Annotated in this window: 22 protein-coding genes; 8 read left to right on the forward strand and 14 right to left on the reverse strand. The window is 62.1% G+C overall.

The window, feature by feature from the left end; genetic code table 11:
• The first annotated feature begins 227 nt into the window (after nt 1-227).
• Both AC1D1J_RS10235 and AC1D1J_RS10240 read left to right on the forward strand, forming a co-directional pair.
• Nucleotides 228-1,058 (forward strand): hypothetical protein, encoded by an 831-nt coding sequence (locus tag AC1D1J_RS10235; protein ID WP_477694612.1) that lies wholly within the window; start codon nt 228-230, stop codon nt 1,056-1,058.
• Nucleotides 1,058-1,453, forward strand: a complete 396-nt coding sequence (locus tag AC1D1J_RS10240; RefSeq protein WP_477694613.1) for a hypothetical protein — start codon at nt 1,058-1,060, stop codon at nt 1,451-1,453. The genes AC1D1J_RS10235 and AC1D1J_RS10240 overlap by 1 nt, the downstream gene beginning before the upstream one ends.
• A 33-nt stretch (nt 1,454-1,486) precedes the next feature.
• On the opposite strand, the gene AC1D1J_RS10245 is transcribed toward AC1D1J_RS10240, so the two are convergent.
• On the reverse strand, nt 1,487-1,951 hold the full coding sequence (locus AC1D1J_RS10245) for an Lrp/AsnC family transcriptional regulator (protein ID WP_477694614.1): 465 nt from the start codon (nt 1,949-1,951) through the stop codon (nt 1,487-1,489).
• A gap of 229 nt (nt 1,952-2,180) precedes the next feature.
• Between AC1D1J_RS10245 and AC1D1J_RS10250 the strand changes: the two genes are divergently transcribed.
• Nucleotides 2,181-3,233 (forward strand): 1-aminocyclopropane-1-carboxylate deaminase, encoded by a 1,053-nt coding sequence (locus AC1D1J_RS10250; protein WP_477694615.1) that lies wholly within the window; start codon nt 2,181-2,183, stop codon nt 3,231-3,233.
• Between the two features lie 2 nt (nt 3,234-3,235).
• The gene (locus tag AC1D1J_RS10255; protein ID WP_477686154.1) at nt 3,236-3,481 is read left to right on the forward strand and encodes a hypothetical protein; all 246 of its coding nucleotides are present in this window, start codon (nt 3,236-3,238) and stop codon (nt 3,479-3,481) included.
• Between the two features lie 219 nt (nt 3,482-3,700).
• Here the strand turns inward: AC1D1J_RS10255 and AC1D1J_RS10260 are convergent, their stop codons facing one another.
• The 3 genes from AC1D1J_RS10260 to AC1D1J_RS10270 all read right to left on the reverse strand — a co-directional run bounded on the left by AC1D1J_RS10260 (nt 3,701) and on the right by AC1D1J_RS10270 (nt 8,094).
• On the reverse strand, nt 3,701-4,936 hold the full coding sequence (locus AC1D1J_RS10260; protein ID WP_477694616.1) for an ABC transporter substrate-binding protein: 1,236 nt from the start codon (nt 4,934-4,936) through the stop codon (nt 3,701-3,703).
• Between the two features lie 59 nt (nt 4,937-4,995).
• Nucleotides 4,996-6,939, reverse strand: a complete 1,944-nt coding sequence (locus AC1D1J_RS10265; protein ID WP_477694617.1) for a hypothetical protein — start codon at nt 6,937-6,939, stop codon at nt 4,996-4,998.
• A gap of 375 nt (nt 6,940-7,314) precedes the next feature.
• On the reverse strand, nt 7,315-8,094 hold the full coding sequence (locus tag AC1D1J_RS10270; RefSeq protein ID WP_477686157.1) for an IclR family transcriptional regulator: 780 nt from the start codon (nt 8,092-8,094) through the stop codon (nt 7,315-7,317).
• 213 nt (nt 8,095-8,307) lie between these two features.
• Here AC1D1J_RS10270 and AC1D1J_RS10275 point away from each other — a divergent pair, with 213 nt between their 5' ends.
• Both AC1D1J_RS10275 and AC1D1J_RS10280 read left to right on the forward strand, forming a co-directional pair.
• A complete protein-coding gene (locus AC1D1J_RS10275) occupies nt 8,308-9,318 on the forward strand; it encodes a TRAP transporter substrate-binding protein (protein WP_477694618.1) in 1,011 nt (336 codons plus the stop codon).
• A 15-nt stretch (nt 9,319-9,333) separates the two neighbouring features.
• On the forward strand, nt 9,334-9,780 hold the full coding sequence (locus tag AC1D1J_RS10280; RefSeq protein ID WP_477669963.1) for a type II 3-dehydroquinate dehydratase: 447 nt from the start codon (nt 9,334-9,336) through the stop codon (nt 9,778-9,780).
• A gap of 74 nt (nt 9,781-9,854) precedes the next feature.
• Here AC1D1J_RS10280 and AC1D1J_RS10285 read toward each other — a convergent pair whose 3' ends face one another.
• Nucleotides 9,855-10,250, reverse strand: coding sequence for a YkvA family protein (locus tag AC1D1J_RS10285; protein ID WP_477686280.1), 396 nt, complete (start codon nt 10,248-10,250; stop codon nt 9,855-9,857).
• A 651-nt stretch (nt 10,251-10,901) separates the two neighbouring features.
• Between AC1D1J_RS10285 and AC1D1J_RS10290 the strand changes: the two genes are divergently transcribed.
• Nucleotides 10,902-11,903 carry a sigma 54-interacting transcriptional regulator gene (locus AC1D1J_RS10290; protein WP_477686160.1) on the forward strand — a complete coding sequence of 334 codons (1,002 nt, stop codon included), beginning with the start codon at nt 10,902-10,904 and terminating at the stop codon, nt 11,901-11,903.
• A gap of 35 nt (nt 11,904-11,938) precedes the next feature.
• Nucleotides 11,939-12,478, forward strand: a complete 540-nt coding sequence (locus tag AC1D1J_RS10295; protein ID WP_477694619.1) for an SPOR domain-containing protein — start codon at nt 11,939-11,941, stop codon at nt 12,476-12,478.
• Nucleotides 12,479-12,482: 4 nt separating this feature from the next.
• On the opposite strand, the gene AC1D1J_RS10300 is transcribed toward AC1D1J_RS10295, so the two are convergent.
• The 9 genes from AC1D1J_RS10300 to AC1D1J_RS10340 all read right to left on the reverse strand — a co-directional run bounded on the left by AC1D1J_RS10300 (nt 12,483) and on the right by AC1D1J_RS10340 (nt 24,087).
• Nucleotides 12,483-12,767, reverse strand: a complete 285-nt coding sequence (locus tag AC1D1J_RS10300) for a 7(1) septoil knot domain-containing protein (RefSeq protein ID WP_477694620.1) — start codon at nt 12,765-12,767, stop codon at nt 12,483-12,485.
• 60 nt (nt 12,768-12,827) lie between these two features.
• Nucleotides 12,828-13,655: a hypothetical protein gene (locus tag AC1D1J_RS10305; RefSeq protein ID WP_477694621.1), complete on the reverse strand. Its 828-nt coding sequence runs from the start codon at nt 13,653-13,655 to the stop codon at nt 12,828-12,830.
• Between the two features lie 80 nt (nt 13,656-13,735).
• Nucleotides 13,736-14,869 carry a hypothetical protein gene (locus AC1D1J_RS10310; RefSeq protein WP_477694622.1) on the reverse strand — a complete coding sequence of 378 codons (1,134 nt, stop codon included), beginning with the start codon at nt 14,867-14,869 and terminating at the stop codon, nt 13,736-13,738.
• A gap of 66 nt (nt 14,870-14,935) precedes the next feature.
• A complete protein-coding gene (locus AC1D1J_RS10315) occupies nt 14,936-15,313 on the reverse strand; it encodes a hypothetical protein (protein WP_477694623.1) in 378 nt (125 codons plus the stop codon).
• 37 nt (nt 15,314-15,350) lie between these two features.
• Complete coding sequence (locus tag AC1D1J_RS10320; RefSeq protein WP_477694624.1) at nt 15,351-16,043, reverse strand: hypothetical protein; 693 nt, start codon at nt 16,041-16,043, stop codon at nt 15,351-15,353.
• 29 nt (nt 16,044-16,072) lie between these two features.
• Nucleotides 16,073-18,232, reverse strand: a complete 2,160-nt coding sequence (locus AC1D1J_RS10325; protein WP_477694625.1) for a GNAT family N-acetyltransferase — start codon at nt 18,230-18,232, stop codon at nt 16,073-16,075.
• Entirely contained in the window at nt 18,229-19,359 is a 1,131-nt protein-coding gene (tssA, locus tag AC1D1J_RS10330) for a type VI secretion system protein TssA (protein WP_477694626.1), read from the reverse strand. The genes AC1D1J_RS10325 and tssA overlap by 4 nt, the downstream gene beginning before the upstream one ends.
• Entirely contained in the window at nt 19,356-23,324 is a 3,969-nt protein-coding gene (locus tag AC1D1J_RS10335; RefSeq protein ID WP_477694627.1) for a type VI secretion system protein, read from the reverse strand. Before AC1D1J_RS10335 ends, tssA begins: the two co-directional genes overlap by 4 nt.
• A gap of 10 nt (nt 23,325-23,334) precedes the next feature.
• Nucleotides 23,335-24,087 (reverse strand): DotU family type IV/VI secretion system protein, encoded by a 753-nt coding sequence (locus tag AC1D1J_RS10340; RefSeq protein ID WP_477686170.1) that lies wholly within the window; start codon nt 24,085-24,087, stop codon nt 23,335-23,337.
• Between the last annotated feature and the right edge of the window lies 1 nt (nt 24,088).

Genomic DNA, 24,088 nt, shown 5'->3' on the forward strand with positions numbered 1-24,088 from the left:
TAAAAACGCCTGTTTCAAGCATAAAAAGTGCCTGAAATCCAATCAGGACGGGCGCAAGCTGCTCCTGATTTGATAGCACCTCTGTTCAACCCTGAACCCCCTTGCGCAGGCCCACCGGCGAGCGGAACGGCGGCCCGCCGCACCGGTGGAACAAGTCCTACACAGCTGCGTGTTCGCGCGCACTAGGATCGGTTTTACCTGTGAATCCGTTCCGTACCGACGGTGCCATGTCAACCCGCTCTTTTCGCCTCGCCACACGGCTGATCCTGGCATCAGCCCTGGCCGCTGCGTGCCTGGGCACCGCTGCGCAGGACAAGGCCGCAGGCACGCTGCCGCAGGTCACCATCGCCGCCAAGGCGAACCGCGACCCCGTCGAAAAGTCCTACCGCAAGATGGTCCGCGGCATGGACCATTTCGAGAAGCAGCGCGCCGCCATGGCGCCCAATGCGTCGCTGCGCTTCAAACTCTTGCCGCGCAAGCGCGAAACGGAGATGAACCGCATCGAGATGGAGGTCATCGGGACGACGGTGGCGTTTGGCGTGGCAGTGGCGCCGGACCATACCTTTACGCTGGAGCGCAACCCCAAGGCGTTTGACGAGAACGCGCAGGTGATCCCGAACCGGAAGGCGCAGACCATGACGTGGCGCACGGAGATACGCACGCCGGGCCTGCCGCCCAACACGCGTCGGCTGGGGGACTTGCGGCTGGAATGCCGGGTGGGCATGGAGGCAGGGCTGGTGTCGAACACCACCAACGTGATCGGCCGGCTGGCGCGGGTGATTCTGGATACGCCGGCTTATTGCGACAGGAAGGCGCCGCTTTATCTTTTCTTTGCAGATCGGCCTTTGTTCAGCGTAGCCATGGTCAATGGCCCGCGGCGGGAGATTCTTTCCATCGACAAGCTGTACGCCGCCGCCAGCGACGACCCCAACCTGAACGGCGACCTGCCGTATTGCGATTGCGAGGTGCTGGTGGACCGGACTTACGTGCTGCCGCTGGGTGACCGGAGCTGGCCGGACGACACGCTGGTGGAGTTTGAGTACATGGACGGGCCGTGATGAAAACCTTGCCCCATCAAACGTTGCGGCATGCCGGTGCGATGCTGCTTGCCTGCCTGTGGCTTGCCGGCTGCGCGGGCCCAGGGGGATTGTTCGGCTCGCAAGAGGCGCCCCCGCCTTTTCGCGACCCGGCCATGACGATGGAAAGCGCGCAGGGCGCCATCGTGGCCGGCCAGTCCACCAAAGCCGAGGTGGCGGCCGCGCTGGGTGACGCCGCCACGTCGGTGAAGTTCGACAGCGGATTCGAGGTGTGGGTCTACCGGAAAAAGACATCGCAAGCCACGGTGACCAACCCGGAGCTGGTGATTCTGTTCACGCCTGCCGGCATTGTTAAAAAGACGCGGATTCGCCCGGCGTATTCGGCTGACTCGGCTTATGAAGAGCGCAAGGATTGACGGCGTCACTTATCCCCGAACCAGTCCGCCACTTCAGACCGGAATGACGTTCGTCTCAAACACCTCCTTGAGGCACACAAAGGTGCGCACCTGCCGCACGCCGGGCAGGGCCACGAGCTGGGCGGTGTGCATCTCGTTGAACGAGTCGATGCTTTTGATGCGCAGCTTCACAAAATAATCAAACTCACCGGTCACCAGTTGCACCTCAAGGCACCCCGTCAAACCGGCGGCGGCTTTTTCAAACGCGGCGAATGAGTCGGTGGTGGAGCGGTCGAGCACGACACCGATGATGACCAGGCCGTTGTAGCCCAGCGCACGCGGGTTGACCAGCGCCACGGTCTTGCGAATCAGCCCCAGTTCCTTGAGCCTGGCCACCCGCCTGGAACAGGCTGGTGCGCTGAGGTTGGTTTTTTCGGCCAGCTGCATGTTGGGCAATGAGGCGTCCTGCTGCAGCAGCTTCAGGAGTTTGCGGTCTACCCGGTCGAGTTCTTTTTCCATTGGGAGATTGTACAAATCTTGCACTAGATGGCAATTTAACAAAATAAATTTTGCATTTATCCAATTCAAAGATTTCTGAGTCGCTTTATTCGCTGAAGTATGCAATTCATTCCACAGCCCCGGCGATACGATTTGACCCAGGACTGCACCCAATCCCTTTACCCACATGCCCTCCTTCTTTGCGGCCATTTCAGTCTACGCACCAGGGCTTCAACCGAGAAAAACTTCCATGCCTCTCCCACTCCAATCTGCGCTTCAATATCCGCTCCAGCTCCAGAAATTTGCAAAACACCCGCTGACCTTCGGGCCCAGCCCGATACAGCCGCTCAAGCGCCTGAGCGCCCACCTGGGCGGCAAGGTCGAGCTGTTTGCCAAGCGCGAAGACTGCAACAGCGGCCTGGCGTTTGGCGGCAACAAGACGCGCAAGATGGAATACCTGATCCCCGAGGCGCTGGAGCAGGGCTGCGACACGCTGGTGTCGATCGGCGGCATCCAGTCGAACCAGACGCGCCAGGTCGCGGCGGTGGCGGCGCACCTGGGCATGAAGTGCGTGCTGGTGCAGGAGAACTGGGTCAACTACTCCGACGCGGTGTATGACCGCGTGGGCAATATCGAGATGTCGCGCATCATGGGCGCCGACGTGCGCCTGGACGCGGCGGGTTTTGACATCGGCATCCGCCCGAGCTGGGAGCAGGCGATGGAAGACGTGCGCAAGAAGGGCGGCAAGCCCTTCCCGATTCCGGCGGGCTGTTCAGAGCACCCGTATGGCGGCCTGGGTTTTGTTGGCTTTGCCGAAGAAGTGCGCGCGCAGGAGGCCGAGCTGGGCTTCAAGTTTGATTACATCGTGGTGTGCTCCGTCACCGGCAGCACGCAGGCCGGCATGGTGGTGGGCTTTGCGGCAGACGGCCGTGCCGACCGCGTGATCGGCATCGATGCGTCGGCCAAGCCGGCCCAAACCCACGCGCAGATTGTGCGCATTGCGCAGAACACCGCCAAGCTGGTGGAGCTGGGCCGCCCCATCACCGAAAAAGACGTCGTGCTCGACACCCGCTACGGCGGCCCCGAATACGGCCTGCCGTCCGAAGGCACGCTGGAGGCGATACGCTTGTGCGCCCGCCAGGAGGGCATGCTGACCGACCCGGTGTACGAAGGCAAATCGATGCAGGGCATGATCGACATGGTGCGGCGCGGCGAGTTTCCGGCCGGCTCCCGCGTGCTGTATGCGCACCTGGGCGGCGTGCCGGCGCTCAATGCCTACAGCTTCCTTTTCCGCAACGGCTGAACATGGAACGGCCTGCAGCACTGACCGTGGCGCTGGCAACGCGGCTGGTGGAAGCCTTGCGCGCGGTGCCCCTTGACGCTGAAGCACCCGAGAGCGCCGGCATGCCCCTGCTGCGCGCGGCACTGAATGACCGAGCCGTGCACACCGTGGTGCTGGCCATCAGCAAAAACGGGCCGGTTGCCAGCCTGGTGCAGGTGATACGGCAGCCGGACACACTGCATCAATGGGTGGAGCTGGCCTGCATCTGAGCGTGAGTATCGGAGTTTTGCTATCAATTAAATAGCTGCCAGCGCCCGACGTTATTGGGTTACTGGCCTTTTTTATGCCTGAAAAGTGGGCTCCGGGGCCTTCGCACACCCAAAATCGCCTCGAAAAGCCCGTTTTTTATGCATGAAAAGCAGTTGCAGCTCAATGAATACGGGCGCAAGCAGCTATATTTTTAATAGCAGACTGCAGCCAGCAAACCGCTAGATTCGGTCCTTCCAGCGCGCCATCTCCCATGACGGCAGGCCGCGAAGGTCGCCGACCTTCGCGCTCTGGAACTCCGTGATGGCAGGTTTGGCGCCCAGCCGCTCGTAAGCCTGCTTGGCCAGCGGCGCGGTTTGCACAAACACGCTTTTGACCTGTGCCCAGCTCAACGGCTGCGGGATGATTTTTGCGCCGGCAATCATTTTGGAGGTGGCAAACAAGGCCAGCGCGTCGCCTTCGGTGGACCACGCCCAGCCGCGGCGGAACACGACTTCGTCGCGAACCACCCTGGCGCCATCCGCCGGCGACAGCCCCCAGTAGGACTTGACCAGTTGCGAGACGGCCTCGGGGTCGGCCTGGCTGAGCGCGCTCACGGCTTCCTGCTGCGCCAGCAGAAAGGCCAGCACCAGGTTGGGGTGTTTTTCCACGATGTTGTTGTGCACGATGCGGAAGGACCGGTGCAGGTAATAGCCGTCGGGGTAAAAGGGTGAGTTCTTCACCGAGGGCAGCAAAATTCCGGCGCCCTTGCCGGCGGGGCCGTCGTACTGGGCTTCGGTATAGCCGTAGGAGTTCATCACAGCCACCGTGCCCGTGGTCTGCGCTTTCAGGAAGGCCGGGTACACGGCGAGCGTGGCGTCCACGCCGCTGGGCACCTGCGCCGCTTCGGGCAAGGTGGGCAGGTGCACCATGCGGATGCCGTGCGCGGCCGGGTCGGGGTTGCCCAGCTCGTAGCGCAGGATTTGCGTGAACGCGTTGTACGGGTCTGCGCCCACCAGCGTGCCGACCGTCTTGCCCTTGAGGTCCTGCACGTTGCGGATGGGCGAGTCCTTGCGCGTGCACAGCAAAAAGCGCAGCCGCCCTTCCGCCACCGACACCAGGCTGAACGGAAGCTTCGCGACAATGGCGCGCAGCGTCGGCGTGTTGCCCCACATGGCCATGTCGAGCTGGCCGGCGGCCAGAGCCTCGACCTGCGGGGCCGCAGCGGGGTAGGCGCGGTAATCCATCGTGAGGTCGTAGCCGAACCCTGCGGCGTGTTTTTCGACCAGCTTTTTGTTGATCATGTGCTGCGTGATCGGCGAGTTGCCCGCTGCCCATGGAACCCAGCCATAGGACATGGTGAACGGCTTGCCGGCCTGCGCGCGGGCAAGCTGCGCAACGCCCACCGTCGCTGCGCCGGCCAGGCCGGCGCCCTGGCGCAGCCAGTGCCTGCGCGTCAACATTGATCTGCCGGCCATAAAGACCCCTCTTTCACATGAAGAACAGCCACGCGGACCCGACGGCGCAAACCTGCAGCTCATGCGGCCGGCAGGCTCACCCCCTCAGGTTTCGCATGGTGTTCGTGGTCTATTCTTTCCAGGAGCTCATACACCTCGCACAGCTCATCCTTCGGGCCCAGCGGCACTGTGGCCACCAGCCTGAAACGGAAAAACCGCGCGGCCGCAAGCGCCACCGCGCGGCTGGCGGCGATGTTCACGCCCAGCGCATTGGCCTGCCGTGCCAGCGCCCGGGCCCGGTCCAGCGGTGCGCCCACTGCGGTAAAGGTCAGGTGGTCCCAGGTGCCGAAGTTGCCGACTGTGGCATTGCCAAAATCCAGGCCGAAGCGCGGTGGCTTCACCGGCACGTCCAGGCCTTCGGCCAGCGCCCGCATGGAGTCCACCGCGCGCAGGGCCGCCTCGCAGGCGTAGCCCGCCGGGTTGGACACATTGAGCGGTGTGTTCCACAGCGCGACGGCGGTGCAGCTTTCATAGCGGTCCATCATGCCCTTGCCCTGCGCCACTTCCACCGCCAGGATCTGCAGGTAATGGTCGGCATGCGGCGACCAGGTCATGGCCGTGGCGTGGTCGTCGTCCAGCGCGGCGCACAGCACGGCCAGCTCGCGTTGCTCGACGCCGGCCTGCGGCGTCAGGCGGTTGGCAATGAAATGCTGCACCAGCGGCCGCGGCACGTAACGCGAAAATCCCTGCAACGCGATGCGTGCCAGCGCCAGCGATTCCTGCAGGCGGCGCACCTCGGCGATGTCGCTGTCCTGGGGAATGTCGCTGTCGAATTCAAATTGCCGGATGTGCCTGGCCGAGCGCACCAGGTTTTTCAGGGGCCTGGCCAGCCGGTTGGCCATCCAGAACAGCATGGGCATCAGCAGCACCAGCCCGGCCACGCCCACCCCCAGCAGCATCCACCGCATACGCCGCACCTGCGCCAGCAGCAGGTTCTGGTCAGACACGAGGGCCACATAGGCCTTGCGGCTGAATACGCCTTCGATCGGCACCACCACTGCGGCAAAACGCTGGCCGTCGGCGCCGTCGACCGAATGAATCGGCGTATCTTTCAGAGAGGCCTGCGTCATCAGCGGCGGCAACGCGGCATACAGGGGGTCATTCAGCGCGGCAAGGCTCACGGGCCGGCCGGACGCCAGCAAACGGCGAAGGCGGTCCGCATCGGACCAGCCCCAGACGCGGCCCTGCTCATCAAAGAGGATCAGCTCGGCATGGCTTTCCTGGCTGCGCGCACGCAGAAAATCCGAGAGGCCCGCGACCGTGAACGTTACCGCCGCGACGCCACCCTTCGGCCCGCTGAGCGGCCGCGACAACGCCATACCGAACTCCGCCGGAAGCTGCAGCATAAAAGGATCGGTGGCCTGGAAGGTGCCCAGGTTCAACTCGCTCACCCCCTCGTACCAGGGTCTGCTGCGGGGGTCGTAGCGGTTGCCCCAGGGACGCCGTTCGCTGGCGATGGCTGTCATCTGCTGGTCGTAAAAAACCCATTCCTCCACCCGCTTTTCGTGCTCGTCGACCCGGATGATCTGCTCCGCATAGCGGGCTTCCGGCAGTGATTTGGCCCAGGCCCGGTCGCGTTCGGTGCGCAGCACCATGCTCTGCAGGTAACTGCCGTCCGGGTAACCGAACACCAGCGAGGCGATCTGGGGATAGCGGTTTTGCATCGACATCTGCATGCGCTGCACTGAAATGTCGTTCTCGCCTTCGAGGCCGGCGTGCGGGTCATTGGTGGTGGCTTCCAGCCAGGCGCGGGCCGGTTCCTGAAAGCGCAGCAGCTGCTCCTGCGTGCGGCGGCCCAGTTGCTCCAGCTCGCGCTGCGCGCCGTCGAGCACGATGCGGCTTGCGGCCAGCTCGGCCAGTACCATGAGCGCCACAACAAGCACCGTGCCCAGCGCGGCGTAGGTCCAGAACAGGTGGGAGCGAATCGACCTGGCGTGAAAAGTCAGCAACTTCAACTTTTTCAAGCGTGTCCCCCTGCTGTGCTTGTTTGACCGCAAGATACGCTGCAGTAATACCTTTGACAAGGCGGTTGCTACTGCCCTGCGAGGTATCTTTTCGCCTTCCACATTTTGTGACGTTTGTCAGGATTTTCCGTGTGACGACCGACAGAGGGAGCGTCATCAGAAATGCAAATTTTTGGGCGCCCGTATGGACACAGATGGTGACATCGGCGCGGCCTGTTTGCGACATGTACTGCTGGAGTACATACCCCGGGCTATAACGGAAGCGCTACATGCAAGCGGCCGCCTTGCCGATTTGTCGATTGCCGCTTTTGCTTTGTATTGCACTGTATCGAGAGGCCTGTGCGCTCAGCTGCCCTCAGTGGGGGCGCGGAAAGCCTACGCCCGCTTCTTGAACAGCGCCGAAGCCCCGCTGGCTGCCCGGATCTCATCGGCCGTTGCCCGCAATGCCTCGGACAACTCCTCCATCCTGCCTTCCGTCAATCGCACCAGCGGCCCCGCAATCGTGACCACACCGATAGCGCCCGAGGGCGACAGCACGGGCGCGGCCATGGCGGACATGGAGGGCGCGAACACTTCGCTGATGGTGCTGAAGCCGCGCTTGCGTGCCGCGTGCACAAAGCCGAGCAGCGCCTTCACGGTCGTGGGGGCCTTGGGCCCGAAATCTTTGGGTGGGCCAAAGCCCTGTTTGGCCACAAGGCGCAATGCTTCTTCATCGCTCATGGTGGAAAGCCAGGCATGCCCCGCCGCGCTGCAAGACAGGCGAACCGACAGGCCCATGTCGGGGTCGTAGCGCAGGCCACGGCGCGCACCCTGCGCTTTGGCGACGAAGGTCAGGTCGTCGCCGTCGACGACGGCCAGGCGCACCAGTTCGCCGGATTCTTCGGCCAGATGGTCGAGCAGGGGCTGGGCGACATCGACGATGCCTGAGGCGCTCAAAAACCCCAGGCCCAGCGAGACCAGTTTGATGGTGAGAACGTATTCACCCTGCTCGCGCACCTGGCGCACATAACCGCAGCGGCACAGCTCTGCCAGCAGGCGGTGGGTAGCGCTGAGCGGCATGTCCAGGCTGGCTGCAATCATGGACACGGTTTGGCCTTCGGGGTGCGCGGCCAGTTGCTCCAGGGTGTTGAAGCTTCTTTCGAGAAGGGTGCTCATGCGGTTGATTCTCTGGTTTGCCGTTTGCCGATCTGCCGACATTTAGCCATGGCTTTGAAACCGGTTTGCAGGCCAAATGATAATGGTTTTCCATTATGGAAAGACTTTCCACTTTATCGCATGATTCGCCGGTCTGGGGTGTGATCTGGCCGAACAGCCTTGCCCCCGCCCCTTTGCCCTCCCCCTCTTTCTCCGCAATAAAAGGACATCCAAATGCAGTTCAATCGCAGGTCACTGACCCTGGCAGCCGCGCTGCTGGCGCTTTCATCCGCGCCGGCGTTGGCCCAGGACATCCAGGAGCGCACCATCAAGTTCGGCCACCTCAACAATGCCGACCACCCGGTAAGTTTTGGCGTCAAGCGTTTCAGTGAACTGCTGGCAGCCAAGAGCGGCGGCAAGATGAAGGTGCAGGAATTTCCGGCTTCGACGCTGGGCAATGAGTTGCAGCAACAGTCGGCCCTGCAAGGCGGTGTGCAGGAGATGTCGGCACCGGCCACCACCTCTCTGGCGGGCATCGTCAAGGAATTCGGGCTGGTCGATTTTCCTTTTTCGGTCGCAAACTTTGCCCAGGCCGACGCGCTTCTTGACGGCCCGCTGGGCCAGGCGCTCATCGCAAAACTTCCGGAGAAGGGACTGATCGCACTGGGTTATTGGGACCTGGGCTTTCGCAATGTCACCAACAGCAAACGCCCCATCACCAGGCCGGAAGACCTGGACGGCCTGAAGATCCGTGTGATTCCCAACCCGGTGTTCCTGGAGACCTTCAAGGCCTTCAAGGCCAACCCGGTGCCCATGCCGTTCGCCGAGCTCTACGGCGCCCTGGAATCCAAAGCCGTCGACGGCCAGGAAAATCCTTTTTCCGTGATCCAGTCCAACAAGTTCTACGAAATCCAGAAGTACGTCAGCGCCACCAACCATGTGTATGCAGCCAATATCGTGCTGGTGAGCAAACGCTTTTGGGACAAGCTCTCACCGGTCGAGAAAAAGATCATGAACGATGCGGCCGCCGAAACGCGCGACTACCAGCGCCAGGTCAGCCGCGCCGCGGCGCAAAAAGCCGTGGGCGAGCTGCAGGCCAGGGGCATGCAATACAACGAGCTGAGCCCGGCTGAGCAGGGCCGCATGCGGCAAGTGGCCAAACCAGTCGTTGAACGGTTCATGAGCGCTTACGACCCGGCTCTCGTGAAGCTCTACACCACCGAACTCGCGCGCATCCGCAAGTAAGCCAGGCAGCCCATCATGAAAATTCTTGTCCTGCACGGGCCCAACCTCAACCTTTTCGGGCGCCGTGAACCGCATATTTACGGCACGACCACCCTGGCGGAAATCAACGCCAGCCTGCAATCGCTGGCCGCCGAGCTTGGGGTTGAACTGGAGATATTCCAGTCCAACCACGAAGGTGCGCTGATCGATAAATTTCACGAGAACATCGACAGCGCGCAGGGCGCCCTGCTGAACCCTGCAGGCCTGACCCAGCACGGCGTACCGCTGCATGACGCGATCAAGGCCATGCCCTTCCCGGTGCTGGAGATTCATATGAGCAACATCGCCGCGCGCGAAGCGTGGCGCAGCCACTCCATCATTTCGCCCGCGGTAAAGGCGACCATCCAGGGCCTTGGCTGGCGGTCTTATACCGCCGGCTTGCGGGCACTGGTTGAAACGCTGAAGGATGTGAAGGCGGGCTGACTGGCAAGCGGCGCGGTTGCCGATCGCAGCAGTGGTGCTGGGTCGAGGTCCGCGGTGAGTAGTTTGCGCGGAGGCTATAACCGCGGCTGGACAAGCCAGATCCACAAGGCCACGGCGAATCCGATCCAGACCAGCACGATCACGACCGCAGCAACCCGGCTGCGCGGCTTTGAGCCCTGCGTCTTCACCCACTCATCGGCCCGTTTACGGCAATCGGCGAGCACCTCTGGGGGCAAGAGCCTGATGGTCAACCAAATCAGCCCCGGGAGCAGCAAGGCATCGTCCAGATATCCAAGCACCGGGATGAAATCGGGGATGAGGTCGATGGGGCTCAGCGCATAGCCCACGACGAAGAGCCCAAGCGCCTTGGCATACCAGGGTGTTGCCGGGTGCTTGCCGGCGAACCAGAGCGTCAATCCATCGCGCTTGATCCGCCTGGCCCAATTGTCGAGTTTGCCGCGCACTGTCATGCGCACAAGCATGCCACAGCGATTGGAATGATCACATCGATTGCAACGATCCGTCGGTTTGCTGACTGTCGTTTACCAGGGCCCGTCGAGGATCCGGGGAAAAGTATTGAGTTTTGCGAGCCGGTCCGTGTATGCCCTACCTGTCAGTTCTGACAGGGGGATGAGGGTTGTGATCGGAGCGATTTGAAAAGTCACAGGCTTTGGGAATTTCCAAAAGACCCGATGCTCATTCGCGAGTTTGTAAGGCGTAATAGGTATCGACGACCAGACAAGAGCAGTCATCGCCACACAAGGTTTGTCAGAACTGGTCAGCACTGGCAAACGCCAGCCGTATTGGCGAAAGGCTGTCCGGCTGGCCCGTGAGAAGAGGCAAACAATTCCTGGGGGAATCACCGCACCTCGAATGCAATTCACACATTCTGCTTACAGAAGTTTGAAGCAGGAATTCAGTGAATAGTTGCGTCAGCCTTCAGTGCAGTTCAGCAGCCAGGTCAATCAAGAATTTTCGGTACTAATTGCTCCTGCAATTGGAGGATGTGAGGGGGTGGCAATTCTCTTATGTTTGCGCTTCCAGGCACTCGGTTTCTTCTTGCTTCCTCGCGAAAGCAGGCAGAAGCCCCTGAAGTAGCCGCAATAAAACGGGGGATGTTGATGAGTGCAAGATTCGGCTTCCAGTTGCTGGGATCTTCGGAATCCCTGGCGAAAGTGCGCACGCAGATCGAGCGTGTCGCCAGAGTTGATGCGGCGGTTCTCGTCGAGGGTGAGACAGGCACCGGAAAGGAAATGGTGGCACGGGCCATTCACTACGGAAGCAAGAGGGCCGACCGCGCTTTTGTTCCGGTCAATTGCGGGGCGCTGGCCGAAACCCTGGTTGAAAGTGAGCTCTTCGGCCACGAGCGCGGGGCTTTCACTGACGCAAAAGTTGCCTCGCTCGGCCTTGTCAGCGAAGCCGGCGGCGGCACACTTTTCCTTGACGAGGTCGACGCGCTCAGCCTCAAGGCCCAAGCCGCATTGCTGCGCTTTCTGCAAGACGGCAGTTACCGCCGCGTCGGCGGGAGTTCGACCAAACAGTCTGACGTTCGTATCGTCGTAGCCAGCAACGCCAACCTCAACGAGCTTGCCGAAGCACGCCGTTTTCGCAAGGACTTGTTGTATCGCATCAACGTGTTATCAGTCTATCTGCCAACGTTGCGCGAGCGCGGCGATGACGGGATCGAACTCGCCAGGATTTTCCTGACGCGGCTCGGCCACCATCACGGAAGGCCGCAGGTTCGCCTGACGCCCGCATCTATCGCATTCATCCAGAGCTACACGTGGCCCGGTAATGTGCGTGAGCTCGAAAATGTTGTCCAGCGGGCTTTCTTGCTCTGCGACAGCAACGAAGTCGATATCAGCCAGGCAATGTCCCAGCCCCGCGGCGAGCGTTCCGCTGCCGCCGAACCGGCGGTCTTTCGCACAGCCAAGCAGCAGGCCGTCAAGGAGTTCGAGCGGCTGTATGTGAGCCGCTTGCTGATGCAAACCAACGGCAACCTGACTCAGGCGGCACTGATCGCGGGACAGGATCGCAGCGCTTTCGGACGGCTGGTGCGCAAACACAGCCTGAGCCCCAGCCGGGCCCAGGCCCCCATCGCTGCCCACACCGGTGAAGCCTGAGTCCGAGCGTGCTTGCGAAGTACGGACTTGTCCTGTTGACCCTGGTATTCGGCATGGTGGCCTTCGCCGCCGGGTTGCTTGCGCCTCCCTCATTCAAGGAAGGTGTGGCAAAAATAGCGCAACAAATCGGAGCAAAAATCCCGGGCCGCGCCGATCCCGGTACACCGGCGGCTTCTGCACCCGCCGCAACATCTGGCAGCACACCGGGCGCCGGTGCCGCTTCTGCAGCCGCTGCGGCCCCGGCAAGCGCGCCGGCCGTTGCGGCATCGTCACCCCTGCCAGCGGCCAGCCTGATATTGCCGACAGTGGCCACGGCTTCTCCCAGCTTCGCGCTGCAGGCGGCGCAGTTTTCGACGGCGCAGCCCGCCAGCCAGTTGGCTTCGTCAATACAGGCACAAGGTGTCACCAGCACGGTCGTGCTGATGGGCGAGCCCGAGGGCGGTTCATGGTCAGTGGTCACCGTCGGGCGTTTTGGCAGCGCGGACGAGGCACTGTCGCAACGCAACTACCTATCGCTCAAGCTCGGGCTGCCACCCAATATGGGCACCATCGCATTGCCGCCCCCACCCAAATAACAACTCAGCGCAGCAAGTGCGCTTGCGGGTGCCGCTGCTGTTTGTTAACCCAACCGGCCTGGCCGTAGGTGTCGACATAGCAGACCGCGAGCTGCGCCATGCCGAGCGAGCAAAAGTAGACGTACAGGTTCGCATCCTGCTTCGGGGCCATGTACCAAAGCCAGGGACGCGTGGCCAGGCCCCAACTGCCGACCCGGTGCACGAGAAGGTCGGCCTGACCGAGGTCACTGACGAGCGCGACACGGATGTCGGCGTCACCCATCGTGGGGGATTCATAGATGCGCGGCATGTATTTCTTTGTGGTCGGAGTTTTCCTGCCGCCGCCGGCGAGCGGTCTGCCGGATCGGGGTCATTTGTTTTTCAGACCGCCGGCGACTTCGGCACGGCACTTCACACAATACTCCATCGCGTGACCCGCACTGACCTCGCTGGTGGCGTGGTGGTGCACATTGGTCAGCGCGCCGTGCTGCTCGATGTCGTTCCAGGCCATGAACGACGACTCCTTCGCCGCGTAGTCATGCCAGCTGTCCATGCCGGTCATGCTTTTGGCAAGGCCGTCGAGCGTAGCCTGGCGTTGCTGCACGAGCGTGCCATGTTCCGCAATGCGGGTCGCCTCGGCCGCCTGGTACTTGCTCATGAGCAGGTTCTTGCGCGCATTTTTGGTGTTGGCGCCGAAGGTCGGTGCAGCTGCCGGCACATAAGCCGGTACGGCTGGTACCAGCCCGGCCGTGAACGCGTCGAGGTGTGCCGCCGCATGGGTGTTGCCGCGCTGGTTCAGTTCCTGGTGCGCAGCGAGAAGGCTGTGGCCCTCTGCACAGGACAGTCCGCGCTTGTCCTCAGCCGGAGTCTGCTGGACATGCCGGTCCATGAGTTTTTGTGCAAGCGGATGGTCCGCGTGGTTGGCCTTCATATAGGCCACGCGGGCCTGGTATTTCGGTACGCCGGCGCCTCCATGCGGGACCGGTGTTTTGGCCCAGGCGGTGTTTTTTCCAGTCACAGACAGCGAAGCATCACCGCCCGTCAGGCGCCCTCCGCCTGGCGCTGTGACCGTCATCGTCGCATGTACGAGATCTCGCGGCGGAGCAGCGGTGGAAGGCGATGCCGTACGCGTCGTCTTCGGGCCTGACTGCGCTGTGACCGGCTTGGACAGCGCTGGCGTTTGTCGTTTGGATGCCATGGTTTACTCCTTTGAAAGCCTGGGGATGGCCGGTGCCAGAACGCTGAAACAGCATTGACAGCCCGGCGAATGCGCGTATTTCATGACCGATCCACGCGGAACGGCTCTGATACGTATTGAGTGATGTCGCGCGCGCTCCCGCTGGCGGGGGGAGCTTTGGAGGCTTTCCCGCCAATCTGTGAACCGTCATAGCCGCCGCCGGCAACCGCATTTCCGGCTTCCAGCGCGGTACTCCTGCGCGGCGAGCTGGGCTGAGCAGGATCAAGCGTGCGCGTCCCGCCGACGCTGATTGCCAGCGCCTGGAAGTGTCGCCGCACGACGGCTTTTTCTGCCGGTTTGAGTGCACCGTGGACCTGGGCGAGGCGCTCCTTGGCCTGGTTACGATCATCTTCCCAGGTTCCAAGCGCGCGCTTATCCTTGAGTTTTTCTGCTCCCTCTGCCCGGCTGGCCAGCGCGCCGGGAGCCATTGTAAAAACCGTGGCGGCCGCGGCAGTCACCGCCATGGCGGCGGGCGTCATCTCCGTGTCCTGCAACGCGGCCATTGAGGCCGCCCGCAATACATCATGCGCGGCAGCCTGACCGGTGCTGCGGACCCCGGAACCGCTGTGCCCGGCAACGGAACCGCCCGGTCCACTCAAAATAGTACGAGCGGTATCTGTTCTCGCACCGTCACCCGCCTCCATCATTGGTCTTACATTGCTTTCCGGGAAGGTAACTTGAGAAAAAGCTTTCCAGGAGGCTTCTTCCATGGCCGGCATGGCTGACATGCCCTTGGCATGTTTCACCCGCTTTTGCAACTTGGGAGTCATGTCAGTCACGACGAACGCCTCGTGATAGCCGCTGCTGATCCCGTGGCTCGTCGGGTTGGAAGCGTAACGGAAGGCTCCTTTGGGAAACGCCTTCGATCCGACGACCATATCTACCACCTGGGGACGAAAGCCCCCCTTGGCCTGCATTGGTGTCAGCGTGCGATCTTGCGAGGCCTTATAGGCCATAACATTGCCAAGCCATTGGTCGGTGCCCTGACGCCAGCTCTTTTTAGTGGGCATACCCATGAGCGCCAGGTCGCCAAGCTTGCGGGGTTTTGCCTTGCCGACCCTCTGGATCGCCGCCAGTTTCGCCACCTTTGCAGCCTTTGCCTTTTGGGGGGAAGGCGGGCCCGGCAGATCGGGCAAGGTCTTTCTGGACTTCGTCAGTTTGGTCGGCTTAGGCATCAGGCACTCCCCGCGGTCAGGGCAGCGGACCTGACACCGCAGGCCCAGCTGTCGAGCTGCCGGCGATCACAACGGCTTGAAGCCCGTGTAATGGCCCTTCTTCCTGAGATCAAACTTCATAAGCGACGGACCCCCAATCTGCTGGCTGCCCGTGATCTTGCCCTGGCTCACTGTCGTGTGATGCACCTGATCGGTGTACTCGTGGAGCACATCGTTCTCGATGAAGGACTTATGAAGCGAATCTTTGGTTGAAACACCCGATGTATTGGCCGGAATTTTGTTGCCTGCTGCCAGCCGCCTCTGCGTCAGCTGCAAGGCATTCATCACCCCGCCGGGCCCTCCCACCGGAGTCATATGCTTGGTCAACGCGTTGACCATTGCCCGGATCTTGTCGCAACCCGTCAGACCAGTCCAGACTTGGGAACCTATTCGCTGTCTTGCCATGGTGCTACTCCTTGTGATTAAGAAATGATCTGTCGGGCTATCGCTGGCCGAAACCCAGAAACCCCAGCGCCCGACTCATGAGACTGGGTCCGCGTGGTCGGTGCTGTGTGAAGACATCCAGTGGAGCCTCGGGCGACCCCCCGAGAAAAGTGCTGGTTTCCCCGCTAGCGTAGACCGGGCCAAAGCGATGCACTTCTGCGCGGCGAACAATCCGCAGGTTGCGGCCCGGTGAACTCCGGTCACCGCCTTCTGCGTGCGTGGTGTCCGGATCATGGGCGACGTAATCACCTGACTGGTTGTGCCCCAGCAACACAATTGCATGTCCCTGGTTGCCGGTGTGCCACTCACTTCGCGGTGTAGTGGTGCCAGTTGCCCGCACAAATGCAGGATTGCCTTGTGCCAGCGCATCATCGTGCGCTTGCGTCCAGTCGTTTGACACGTGCTCGCGCACAGCCTCCCCACCTGAGGCCGCCTGTTGACGTCTGCGGATATTGTTGTAAACAGCTCGCGAAACCCCGTCGCACACACCGTGACCCTCTCGCTGGCTGGCTCCGTCACCGAGCTCCTGCATCATGGCCGAGTAGTGCTCATGCATCTGCGGCGTCAGGTTCTCGCGCATTTCAGTAGCCGACATATAGGTGCGCGCGCTGACGCGTGGACGAAAGCTGGCGACGGGGCGCGACAAAACCGCGCTGCGCGCAGTTGTACGGGATAGCAGTCTGGACAACATTAAAAGCTCCTTTTTAATTAATTTGGAATTCAGAAGGTCAGCGGCACGCCACTGCTTTCGCAAATTCGCGCGAGTCGTTGGGCAAGCTCGGTATCGGTGCAGCAAGCAGCACCGGCTAACGCCAGATGCATGAAGAGATAGTCCCCGTCGCTGCCGCGGGACTCGTGCGGGAGCACCGCAAACCCTAATTTTTCGAGGATCCGGCCTGAACGCAAGTTGGTCTTGAAGACGGCTGTAAAGACATGGCGAACTTCAGTGTCGGGCAGGCCGCATAGAAGCAATTGGACTGCGCGCGTGCCAAAACCGACACCCTGGTAATCAACACCTATCCAGAAGTGGATGTGCGCCATATCGGCATCGTGGTGCAGGCCAATTGCACCTACCAGCCCAAAATCCCGATGGACGACTGCGTATTCAACGCCGTCGCCATCGCCGACACGGGCGAGATATGCCATGGCTTCCGCCTCGCAAGCGATGGAGGGCAATCCGGCCATGCCGGCAATATTAGGGTCACGGTACTGGTGCAGCCAAGCTGATATATGCAGAGCATCCAAAGGCTCCAGCACGAGCTCGCCATCGCGCATCCCATCAGCCATATACCAGTTGCCAGCTTGCCAATTGGCAATTCGGAGCGCCAGCAGTTCGTGCATATCCCGTACGCCCTGATGATCTATGCCTTGGCGCAGGCAGCCCCGCAGCAGCCTGGAGGCGATAGTGCTGCGTCCAGTATCCGCCTCCAGGCGTGCACGTAACAGTACCCAATCAGCTCGATCAGTTACCGAGTGATCGCAGTCTGAGATTTCAACGAGTACTTCGCGAGCCAGCTCCCACTCACGCGAGTGAACCAACAAGCCAGCCAGCCGAAGACCCATGTCGCATCGCTCCGACGGAGTCATCTGCTTCCAGGTACACGCCAGGCTGCGGCGCAGTGTTTGTCGTGCAGCGTCGTCTGCAGCTTGCAGGCCACTGAGATCAAGACTGTCGAGAATCGACCGCAGGGTCCAGGCGTCATGGCCGGAGCAGCGCAGACGAAAATTGATTTCGTCGATGCTTTGTACGGGTTCATGGCTTGTGGCGTGCCACCAGCGCTCGGCTGGATGGACTTCATCGACTTTGTTGACCAGGCTTTCCCAGCTCGCGGGATCCATGCCGATCGCGTCATCGCGGCACGCTATATGCTGCACGCACCCTGATGCATCCGACTCACGGTTTGAGATACGCGCCCCGGCGCTTTCCTGATGCATGCCAAGCGCATGGAAATTGACCGGCAGTCCCAGTTCACCAGGAGCGAGTTGTTCAGGAAGCGCCATGCAGTTAAGCCTGATTTGCCGTTCATCGGCAATTCCCTGGTCCGCCGCCAGCAGCAAATAGCGCCCGGCAGAAAAATCGGCAAGTGCATCCAGCAGGGATAGCGCGGAGTCCGAGAGTAGAACAGTGGCACTGATCAGGCTGGCGCGGTAATGGCCCAGCAGCGCGGAAGCGGCTGAGGCAAGCTCATCCTCCGCCAGAGCCTGCCATTCAGAAGCCAGCGTAAAACGGCCTTCGCTGCCTGGCTGCGCCTGAATCCGCGCCTGCAATAGTTCGCCGTAGTGCACACCGTACAGTTCTGCCGGCAATGCGGAGAACCCGCCTGCCGTCATCGCGACCACCGGGTTGCGTGATCCGAACAGGGCAAAGCGGTTCGCACCGAGCAAAAGCGGGTGGCCGCGCCGAGCCTGCCAGCTTGCCTGGTCAAGCCAGCCGCGCACGACAAAAGGCTGAAGTGCCGGCTGTTTGAGCAGCGCCAGTGCCGGTTCTTCACCGGCCAGCGGGCACAGCACATACCGGACGGGCCAGCCGAGCATGCCACAGGCATGCATCTCATCGCGCAAAGTGGTCAACACCACCGCAGCCAGGGCGCCGTCATCCGGACCCATGTTCAGGATGTAGAGTGGTTGGGACAAGTCCAGGCCACCCAGGCGTTCAAGCCTGCTCCAGTACATAACTACGGCACGCGCCCAGGCCCGCCCCAGGCGCGGGCCGGTCAGGGCGGCAGCAATGCCCGAACGCTCCTTAAACAGAAGGGGCGGCAGTTCGCAAAGGTTTTTCCAGGCCGAAGCGGCAATATCCACCGCCACTGACGGGGTCGACGGATCAGTCCCCAGGGAAACCGGTACGAAAATCCCCTGGGGTTCAGATGATGCGATCATGTTTCCTCCCGCGCTGGGGGTGTTTCAAGCCCTACCAATTCGAAGATATTGAGTTGGCCGCCAAGACGGATAAACACTTCCTTGTAGAGCTCTGCGGTGTTGAGCCGTCCCCATTCGATCGCACGGCGTATCAGGTACGGCGCCGGACTGTGCGGATCCATCTTCAGCAGCGCCTCCACCAGTTGCTCCAACATTGCATAGACCTGGCGCCGGTCATCGATGGCCCACGTCTGGTCACCCATCATGGCCGTCTCATCGGCCCCCGCAACGGTGCCAGGCCCCGGATCGGATTCCCCGCTCACCGTCGCCAGCTTTATCCCGCGCCGCTGCAGCTCGGATTCGGCCAATGCGTGCAGTTGAGCCAGCAAGCCGGCCAGCGCCGACAGACTCGGTCCGTCCACCGCGAAGTGGTGGTCGATGCTGTCCCTGAGCAGTTGCATCGCTCCCAGCGCATCATTCAACTGCTGGTGCAGCGCCTGATACCAGGCCAGGGGCGTCGCGGCCATCGCTGCAGTGATCGTTTCCGTGCTGGCATGCTCCTCCTCATCAGCGCTGTTGGCTGCGGCCGCGGCGGCCGGGGCCAATCGTTCTCGGTGCATGGCAACTTCCCAATCGGCGAGGTTGTAATTGCGATGCATGCCCGTTGAAGTCATGGCGAGCTGCTTGAGCACAAACGGCAAACGGTTGTTGAGCGAACGCAGGATGTTGGCTCGGTGTTCGCCGCCGGAGTCAGCGTCCTGGGGGTAGAGATCGTCCCAGTAATCACGCAACAAGCCATCAAGCAGCAAAAGGCTGGGAGCTATCGCGGAAAACCCATGCTGGTTCACTTCGGCCTCAAGCAGCCAGGCAGCGACCTGCAGGTCCTTGGATTTGGAACAAAGGGCCTCGGTGGCGACACGGCTCACTACTGGCCAGTCCGCTCGCTTGAGCTTGTGCTCCCACGGACCCAACGGCAAGCTCGCATCGTCCTCGCGTCTGGCGTTCTGGATGGTGTTGTAGACACCATTGCCTTTGACCGAATAGCCGGCGGGATTGCCCGCATCGATCGGGTCGAGCAGGGTCTCGAGCGAACATCCAAGCCGTTCGCCGAAGTAACGCTGTGATCGGGTCATCAATTCAGTGTTCATGGTTTTGCTCGCTTTTGCGTGGAAACATCTTGCCGCTGCGGTGCAGACTTGGGAAAAGGTCCCGGCCAGACCAGGCTGGTACTGGCCTGGGACTTCGGATCGGTGCCAGACAGGGTCAAGCCGAGGTAGAACGTGGCCTGGCCCGTCGTGACTGCCGGGGCTGTTGTGGGTGTCGCCTGGGTCGTGCGCTGTATCGGCACACTGAATTCGAGCAACGCCTTGCCCGGCTTGAGGGGATCGGCCGGTCGTGCCGGCACAGGCTGGTAGCGCTGCAGCATGCGCAGCAACGCCCAGTTCCCGCTTTCAGTGAACGAAGCTGTGCTGCCTTCGACCCGGTAGCCACTTTGCACCGGGTATGCGGCCGGTCGCCAAACAGACAGCTCGGCCCAATTCAGATCAAGCGCGAGCACCTGGCCGTAGCTCCAGTCCACGGTCGGCGGCTTTCCACCCGGATAGCTCGCCACCCGTGAACCTGAGCTCACCACCCAGCTCACGACCTGTTCACTGCCAGGCGACTCCTGGGGTAGCGCACGAAAAGTGATGTCGAGCTTTAGAGGCTGCGGTGCTGCGCCTATACCCAAGCCTGGCCGCAGAAACTGATCGGCTGCATCGAGTTCACTGAGGAACCCGCGTGCCGAAACGACCCAGCCAGGGGTGCTCAGGCCGGACAGCGACTGTTGCAGCGATTCGCGTTGCGCGGCGTAGTCACTGAAGAAGGTCTGCACCTCCGCCAGCGAGGCGTCCGGACTGCTGGTCTCGCCGAACGGGAACCGCCCCTTGAGCCGGCTGTTGAAGCGTTTGGCCAGGGCATCGTAGGCACTGGTTGCCTGTTCGGTACGACGGTCGACACAGCGCAGGTTCAGTTGCGCAATCAGGTCGCGCCGCCTCTCCGAGAACATGTCGTTGCCGTAGTCGGCCGGCTGGTAGGCCGCCAGCACCTTGCCGCAGTTCGCATAGGTGAGATCGGCAATGGTCTTGAGGAAAAGCGTGTCGAGAGCGCCGACTTGCTTGCCCGGGTCCTTGAACTGCACGTAACTGGTGACCTCATTGATCGTATTACTCCAGTACGGCAAGGTTTGCGCGTTGTCACGCTGCGCATCGTTGACGCCGTCAGTGTTGCGCAACAGATTCACGAAAGGATCAGCGTAGCCAGCGAGTACCTGCGCGCGCGCAACCTGCCGTGCGAGGTAGTCGCGTATCACCGGTGTGGTGCCCAGGTTCACGAGCAGGCCGTCGGCAGGACCGGCCTCGGGGTCATAAAGCCGGCTGCCACTCACAAGGCCCGAGACGCGGCCCAGAGCATCCGACGAAAAGTCCCGCGCGCACTGTGAAACGCGTCCTGCGCTCGCTGTAAAGCCGAACTGGGTATAGAGCCGCAGGTTGCCGATCAGCGGATCCAGTGCGCGCGAAAAATCACCACTCTGCTGCAAAAGCTGCTGGTCTGCCGCCGAGACCGCGTCAAGCCCCTGAAGCACGAACGACTCATTTGCTGCCGACTGCGCCGAGCGCATCGCGTCATTCATGACCTGCTCAAGCTGCGCCCTCGCAAGCCGGTCGAACAGCGGCTTGCTGGTTGCCGGCGCACCGAGAGGCGGCAGTCCCTGGCCTGCTGCGAATCGCTGGTAATCAGCAGCGTAATTCATGGACCGGCCGAGGTCTGCCAGACGCCAGCCCGGCGCTGAACTCACGCAGGCGAAGGCCTGCGGGTTCCGGACCTGCATGAAAGTCTGCTGTAGCAGGCTTTCGAGGCCGCGTACCTCTGCCGACAGTGCCGGATTCATGACGAGACTCTGGCCCTGTGCGATGAGCAGAGGCCCGTAGGGCGAAAGCTGCATGCCGCGCAGCACCTGCATGGCCGGGTTGTAGCACCTTGCTTCATCAAAACCGCCGTCACCTGCCAACAGGTCTTTCGGATAGCTGTACTGCGTCACGAGGGGCGACAGCAGTTGCCGCAGTTCCTTCGCGTCATCGGCGCAGGGGTTGTTGTTCGGGTCCGATGGCACCCATGATTTGGCGACCCAGACCAGCCATGAGGTGAACCGCCTGGTGTTGTCAACAAGCGGCCCTTTTGCCGGATCAACCCTGGCCAGGAGGCTGGGGCCCATCGAGGCCTCGGCAAGCAAATCGACATGCAGTTGCCGGCTGGTATTCGCCAACTGGCGCGCCCAGTTGCCGCGCGAACGCTCCGGCACATTCACCACGCCGCTGTAAGGCACTTGCTCGAGCGAAGCGGCAACCACGCCGCCGGGCCGCGCCGCAGCAAGGGGCAAGCCCGCTCCGTAGACGTAGAGATAAATCAGGTTGAGATCATCCAGCTTGCGGACGGTGGATTCGGCGGGTATGGCAGTCAAGCGTGCGAAACGCTGGAGCTTGTCTTCCAGGTTGTTCACCTCCAGCGCAAGCACCTTCAGGTTGGCGCGGGTTTTGGCATACGCCGAGTTGTTGACTGTGATACCGGCAAGCGTTGGCTCGGACGCCGCGACCAGACCAGCGTCGAGCCGCGCGACCCGCGCCTGCAGGCCGCAAGCCAGTGCCGGAAACACCGTGCGCGCCATCACGGTACTGGAGACAGCCTGCACCGCGTTGTTGCTGGCACGCCGATCGACCCAGGACAGCGGCATCGTCGCGAACACCAGGTCGATATCGAGGGCCGAGGCCCGGGACAGCGCATCGTCAATCAATGGGCGGCCGGCGCAGCTCTCCTGTGCACCTGCCAGCGCCTGCGACTGGTAGAGCGCGGCGATGCTGCGACCCAGACCATCAACCTGGCGCTGCAGCCGCCAGCCCGATAACACCAGTGCCAACAGCAGCAACCCGGCCAGCACGATGCAGGCTTGCTGAAGCCGCAGCAGCCCCGGCTCACGCGACCAGAATGACGCCAGCGTGGCGCGCGCCAGCCCGCATTCCCCCATTGCCTTCTGCGTCAGGACGTCTTCGGCAAACGAGACATCGGCACGCGGCATGCCTGCTGACGCACCGGTGTCTTCGGTGCAGCCCGTGAAATAGACACCTCGGCACAGTGCAGGCTGCGTCGTCGCCGTGTCGTGAAAGACCTCGGCCAGGTAGTCGCGCAAGGGCGCATGCAAACGCTCGAAATGCCTCGGAAACAGAAAAAACGCATCAGCGTCGGCAATCTGCTCCTGGGCCGCAGCGGCCTCTACCTGGATTTCCTTGAGTCGTTCACCGATGTCAACAAATGCCTCGTCAATCCACTGGACCGGGCCGGACTGCAACAGGCCGTCGCGCGCCGACCAGCCAAACATGCCTTCCCTCTGCGAACGCCCCTGCAGACGCCAATACGGAGCAAATCCATCGACCGCGTCGCACTGACTGACGATCACGTAGACCGGCAAGGCCAGGCTGGTGGCGGCACGCAGGTCGTCGAGCTGTCGCCGGGCATCAAGCGCGAGTTGAAGCACACTCTCACGGCCCGTGCCCAGCAAGTTGCGGGAGGAAACCACCAACAGCGCCCCGTCAAGTGCACGTTCGGGGCGCAGGTGGACGAGTCCGCGCAGCACGGTTTGCCAGTCTGCCGCGTCGGGCCCGGTTTGACCGGCAGCGCTGAGCTTGCCTTGCGGGTCAATGAGTTCACCCTGTGCCAGGCTGTGCCAGGCTGTGTGGGGCACGCCGGCGATCGTCGCCGCCTGGGCGTCCGGCCGTTGCCGGACCTGTCGCAATGAGGCGATCAAGCTGCTTTTACCAGCGCCGGCCTGCCCGATCAGGATGATCCAGGTTTGCCGGTAACGCTCCCGTGCGGTTCTGGACAGCACGGTACGCAGCCCGCGCAACCAGGCCAGGAACGACTGCCAGCGCGTTCGCCAGAAACTCGCCGCCAAAACCGGCTTGATGGCGCCGGTGGCCACGATCAGTTTGGCCTGGCGCGAGCGCACGATCAGCCACAACACCAGAATGCCGAATACTGCCGCGACCGCAGCAAGCACGCCAAACCAGGTACTGCTGTTCATGCTGCTCATCTCAGACACCCGCTACCTTGACCAGCGGCTGGATCAGCCATAGCCAGAGCGCCGACGACATCAGCACAAAGCCAAGTGCATAACCCATTGCCAGACGCAACCACGGGCGCAGGGGCGCGACCCGCGCATCGGCAGTCGACTTGACCGTGTGTTCATAGGCTTGCACAAACAGCCTGCCGTCAGGCTCTGCCGGTCGGCCGTTGACAAAACGGTACAGTCGCTGGCGCAGCGTGTCCAGGAACAGCTGGCCCTGCGCCCCCCGGTGCATTCCCTTGAACCCAAGCTGCAACGCGAGCAGAAAGCAGGCAGCAAGATCGCGATGCAAATTGGATCGGGACACCACAGCCAGCACCTGCTCCGCCATGTCGAAGAAGCGTCGCCCAGCCTGGCGCGAACCGAACTGACGGTGCTCAAGCAAAACCTCGAGCCAGGCATCCTGCGCCGGCCACGAGAGTTCAAGGATGAAAATCTCGTCAGCCAGCACCACCATCACATAGCTGGCTGCCGTATAGGCGCGTTGCTGCGCTTCACTCGCTGTAGCTCGCATATCGCGTGCCTGGCCGGCCAGAAGGTCGGCCAGGCGCAGGCTCACACGGCCCGCGAGTTCGGCCGGCTCGGCCGGTGCCGCACCGGAGACCCCCAGGTAGGCTTGCAGCGACCCGCGTTCGCTTTCCTGCCGCACGCGCGCAACCTCCTCATAGAACTGCGCAAAGCAGCTCAGGAGCGGCATTTCGGGCAAAGCGACCGGCTGCATG

It is taken from the genome of Polaromonas sp. P1_F8, assembly GCF_056405635.1.

Bases quoted from the DNA above. Each gene is read 5' to 3' on its own strand.
- AC1D1J_RS10235 (WP_477694612.1), top strand. From the start codon at position 228: ATGTCAACCCGCTCTTTTCGCCTCGCCACACGGCTGATCCTGGCATCA.
- AC1D1J_RS10240 (WP_477694613.1), top strand. From the start codon at position 1,058: ATGAAAACCTTGCCCCATCAAACGTTGCGGCATGCCGGTGCGATGCTG.
- AC1D1J_RS10245 (WP_477694614.1), bottom strand. From the start codon at position 1,951: ATGGAAAAAGAACTCGACCGGGTAGACCGCAAACTCCTGAAGCTGCTG.
- AC1D1J_RS10250 (WP_477694615.1), top strand. From the start codon at position 2,181: ATGCCTCTCCCACTCCAATCTGCGCTTCAATATCCGCTCCAGCTCCAG.
- AC1D1J_RS10255 (WP_477686154.1), top strand. From the start codon at position 3,236: ATGGAACGGCCTGCAGCACTGACCGTGGCGCTGGCAACGCGGCTGGTG.
- AC1D1J_RS10260 (WP_477694616.1), bottom strand. From the start codon at position 4,936: ATGGCCGGCAGATCAATGTTGACGCGCAGGCACTGGCTGCGCCAGGGC.
- AC1D1J_RS10270 (WP_477686157.1), bottom strand. From the start codon at position 8,094: ATGAGCACCCTTCTCGAAAGAAGCTTCAACACCCTGGAGCAACTGGCC.
- AC1D1J_RS10275 (WP_477694618.1), top strand. From the start codon at position 8,308: ATGCAGTTCAATCGCAGGTCACTGACCCTGGCAGCCGCGCTGCTGGCG.
- AC1D1J_RS10280 (WP_477669963.1), top strand. From the start codon at position 9,334: ATGAAAATTCTTGTCCTGCACGGGCCCAACCTCAACCTTTTCGGGCGC.
- AC1D1J_RS10285 (WP_477686280.1), bottom strand. From the start codon at position 10,250: ATGACAGTGCGCGGCAAACTCGACAATTGGGCCAGGCGGATCAAGCGC.
- AC1D1J_RS10290 (WP_477686160.1), top strand. From the start codon at position 10,902: ATGAGTGCAAGATTCGGCTTCCAGTTGCTGGGATCTTCGGAATCCCTG.
- AC1D1J_RS10300 (WP_477694620.1), bottom strand. From the start codon at position 12,767: ATGCCGCGCATCTATGAATCCCCCACGATGGGTGACGCCGACATCCGT.
- AC1D1J_RS10305 (WP_477694621.1), bottom strand. From the start codon at position 13,655: ATGGCATCCAAACGACAAACGCCAGCGCTGTCCAAGCCGGTCACAGCG.
- AC1D1J_RS10310 (WP_477694622.1), bottom strand. From the start codon at position 14,869: ATGCCTAAGCCGACCAAACTGACGAAGTCCAGAAAGACCTTGCCCGAT.
- AC1D1J_RS10315 (WP_477694623.1), bottom strand. From the start codon at position 15,313: ATGGCAAGACAGCGAATAGGTTCCCAAGTCTGGACTGGTCTGACGGGT.
- AC1D1J_RS10320 (WP_477694624.1), bottom strand. From the start codon at position 16,043: ATGTTGTCCAGACTGCTATCCCGTACAACTGCGCGCAGCGCGGTTTTG.
- AC1D1J_RS10325 (WP_477694625.1), bottom strand. From the start codon at position 18,232: ATGATCGCATCATCTGAACCCCAGGGGATTTTCGTACCGGTTTCCCTG.
- tssA (WP_477694626.1), bottom strand. From the start codon at position 19,359: ATGAACACTGAATTGATGACCCGATCACAGCGTTACTTCGGCGAACGG.
- AC1D1J_RS10335 (WP_477694627.1), bottom strand. From the start codon at position 23,324: ATGAACAGCAGTACCTGGTTTGGCGTGCTTGCTGCGGTCGCGGCAGTA.
- AC1D1J_RS10340 (WP_477686170.1), bottom strand. From the start codon at position 24,087: ATGCAGCCGGTCGCTTTGCCCGAAATGCCGCTCCTGAGCTGCTTTGCG.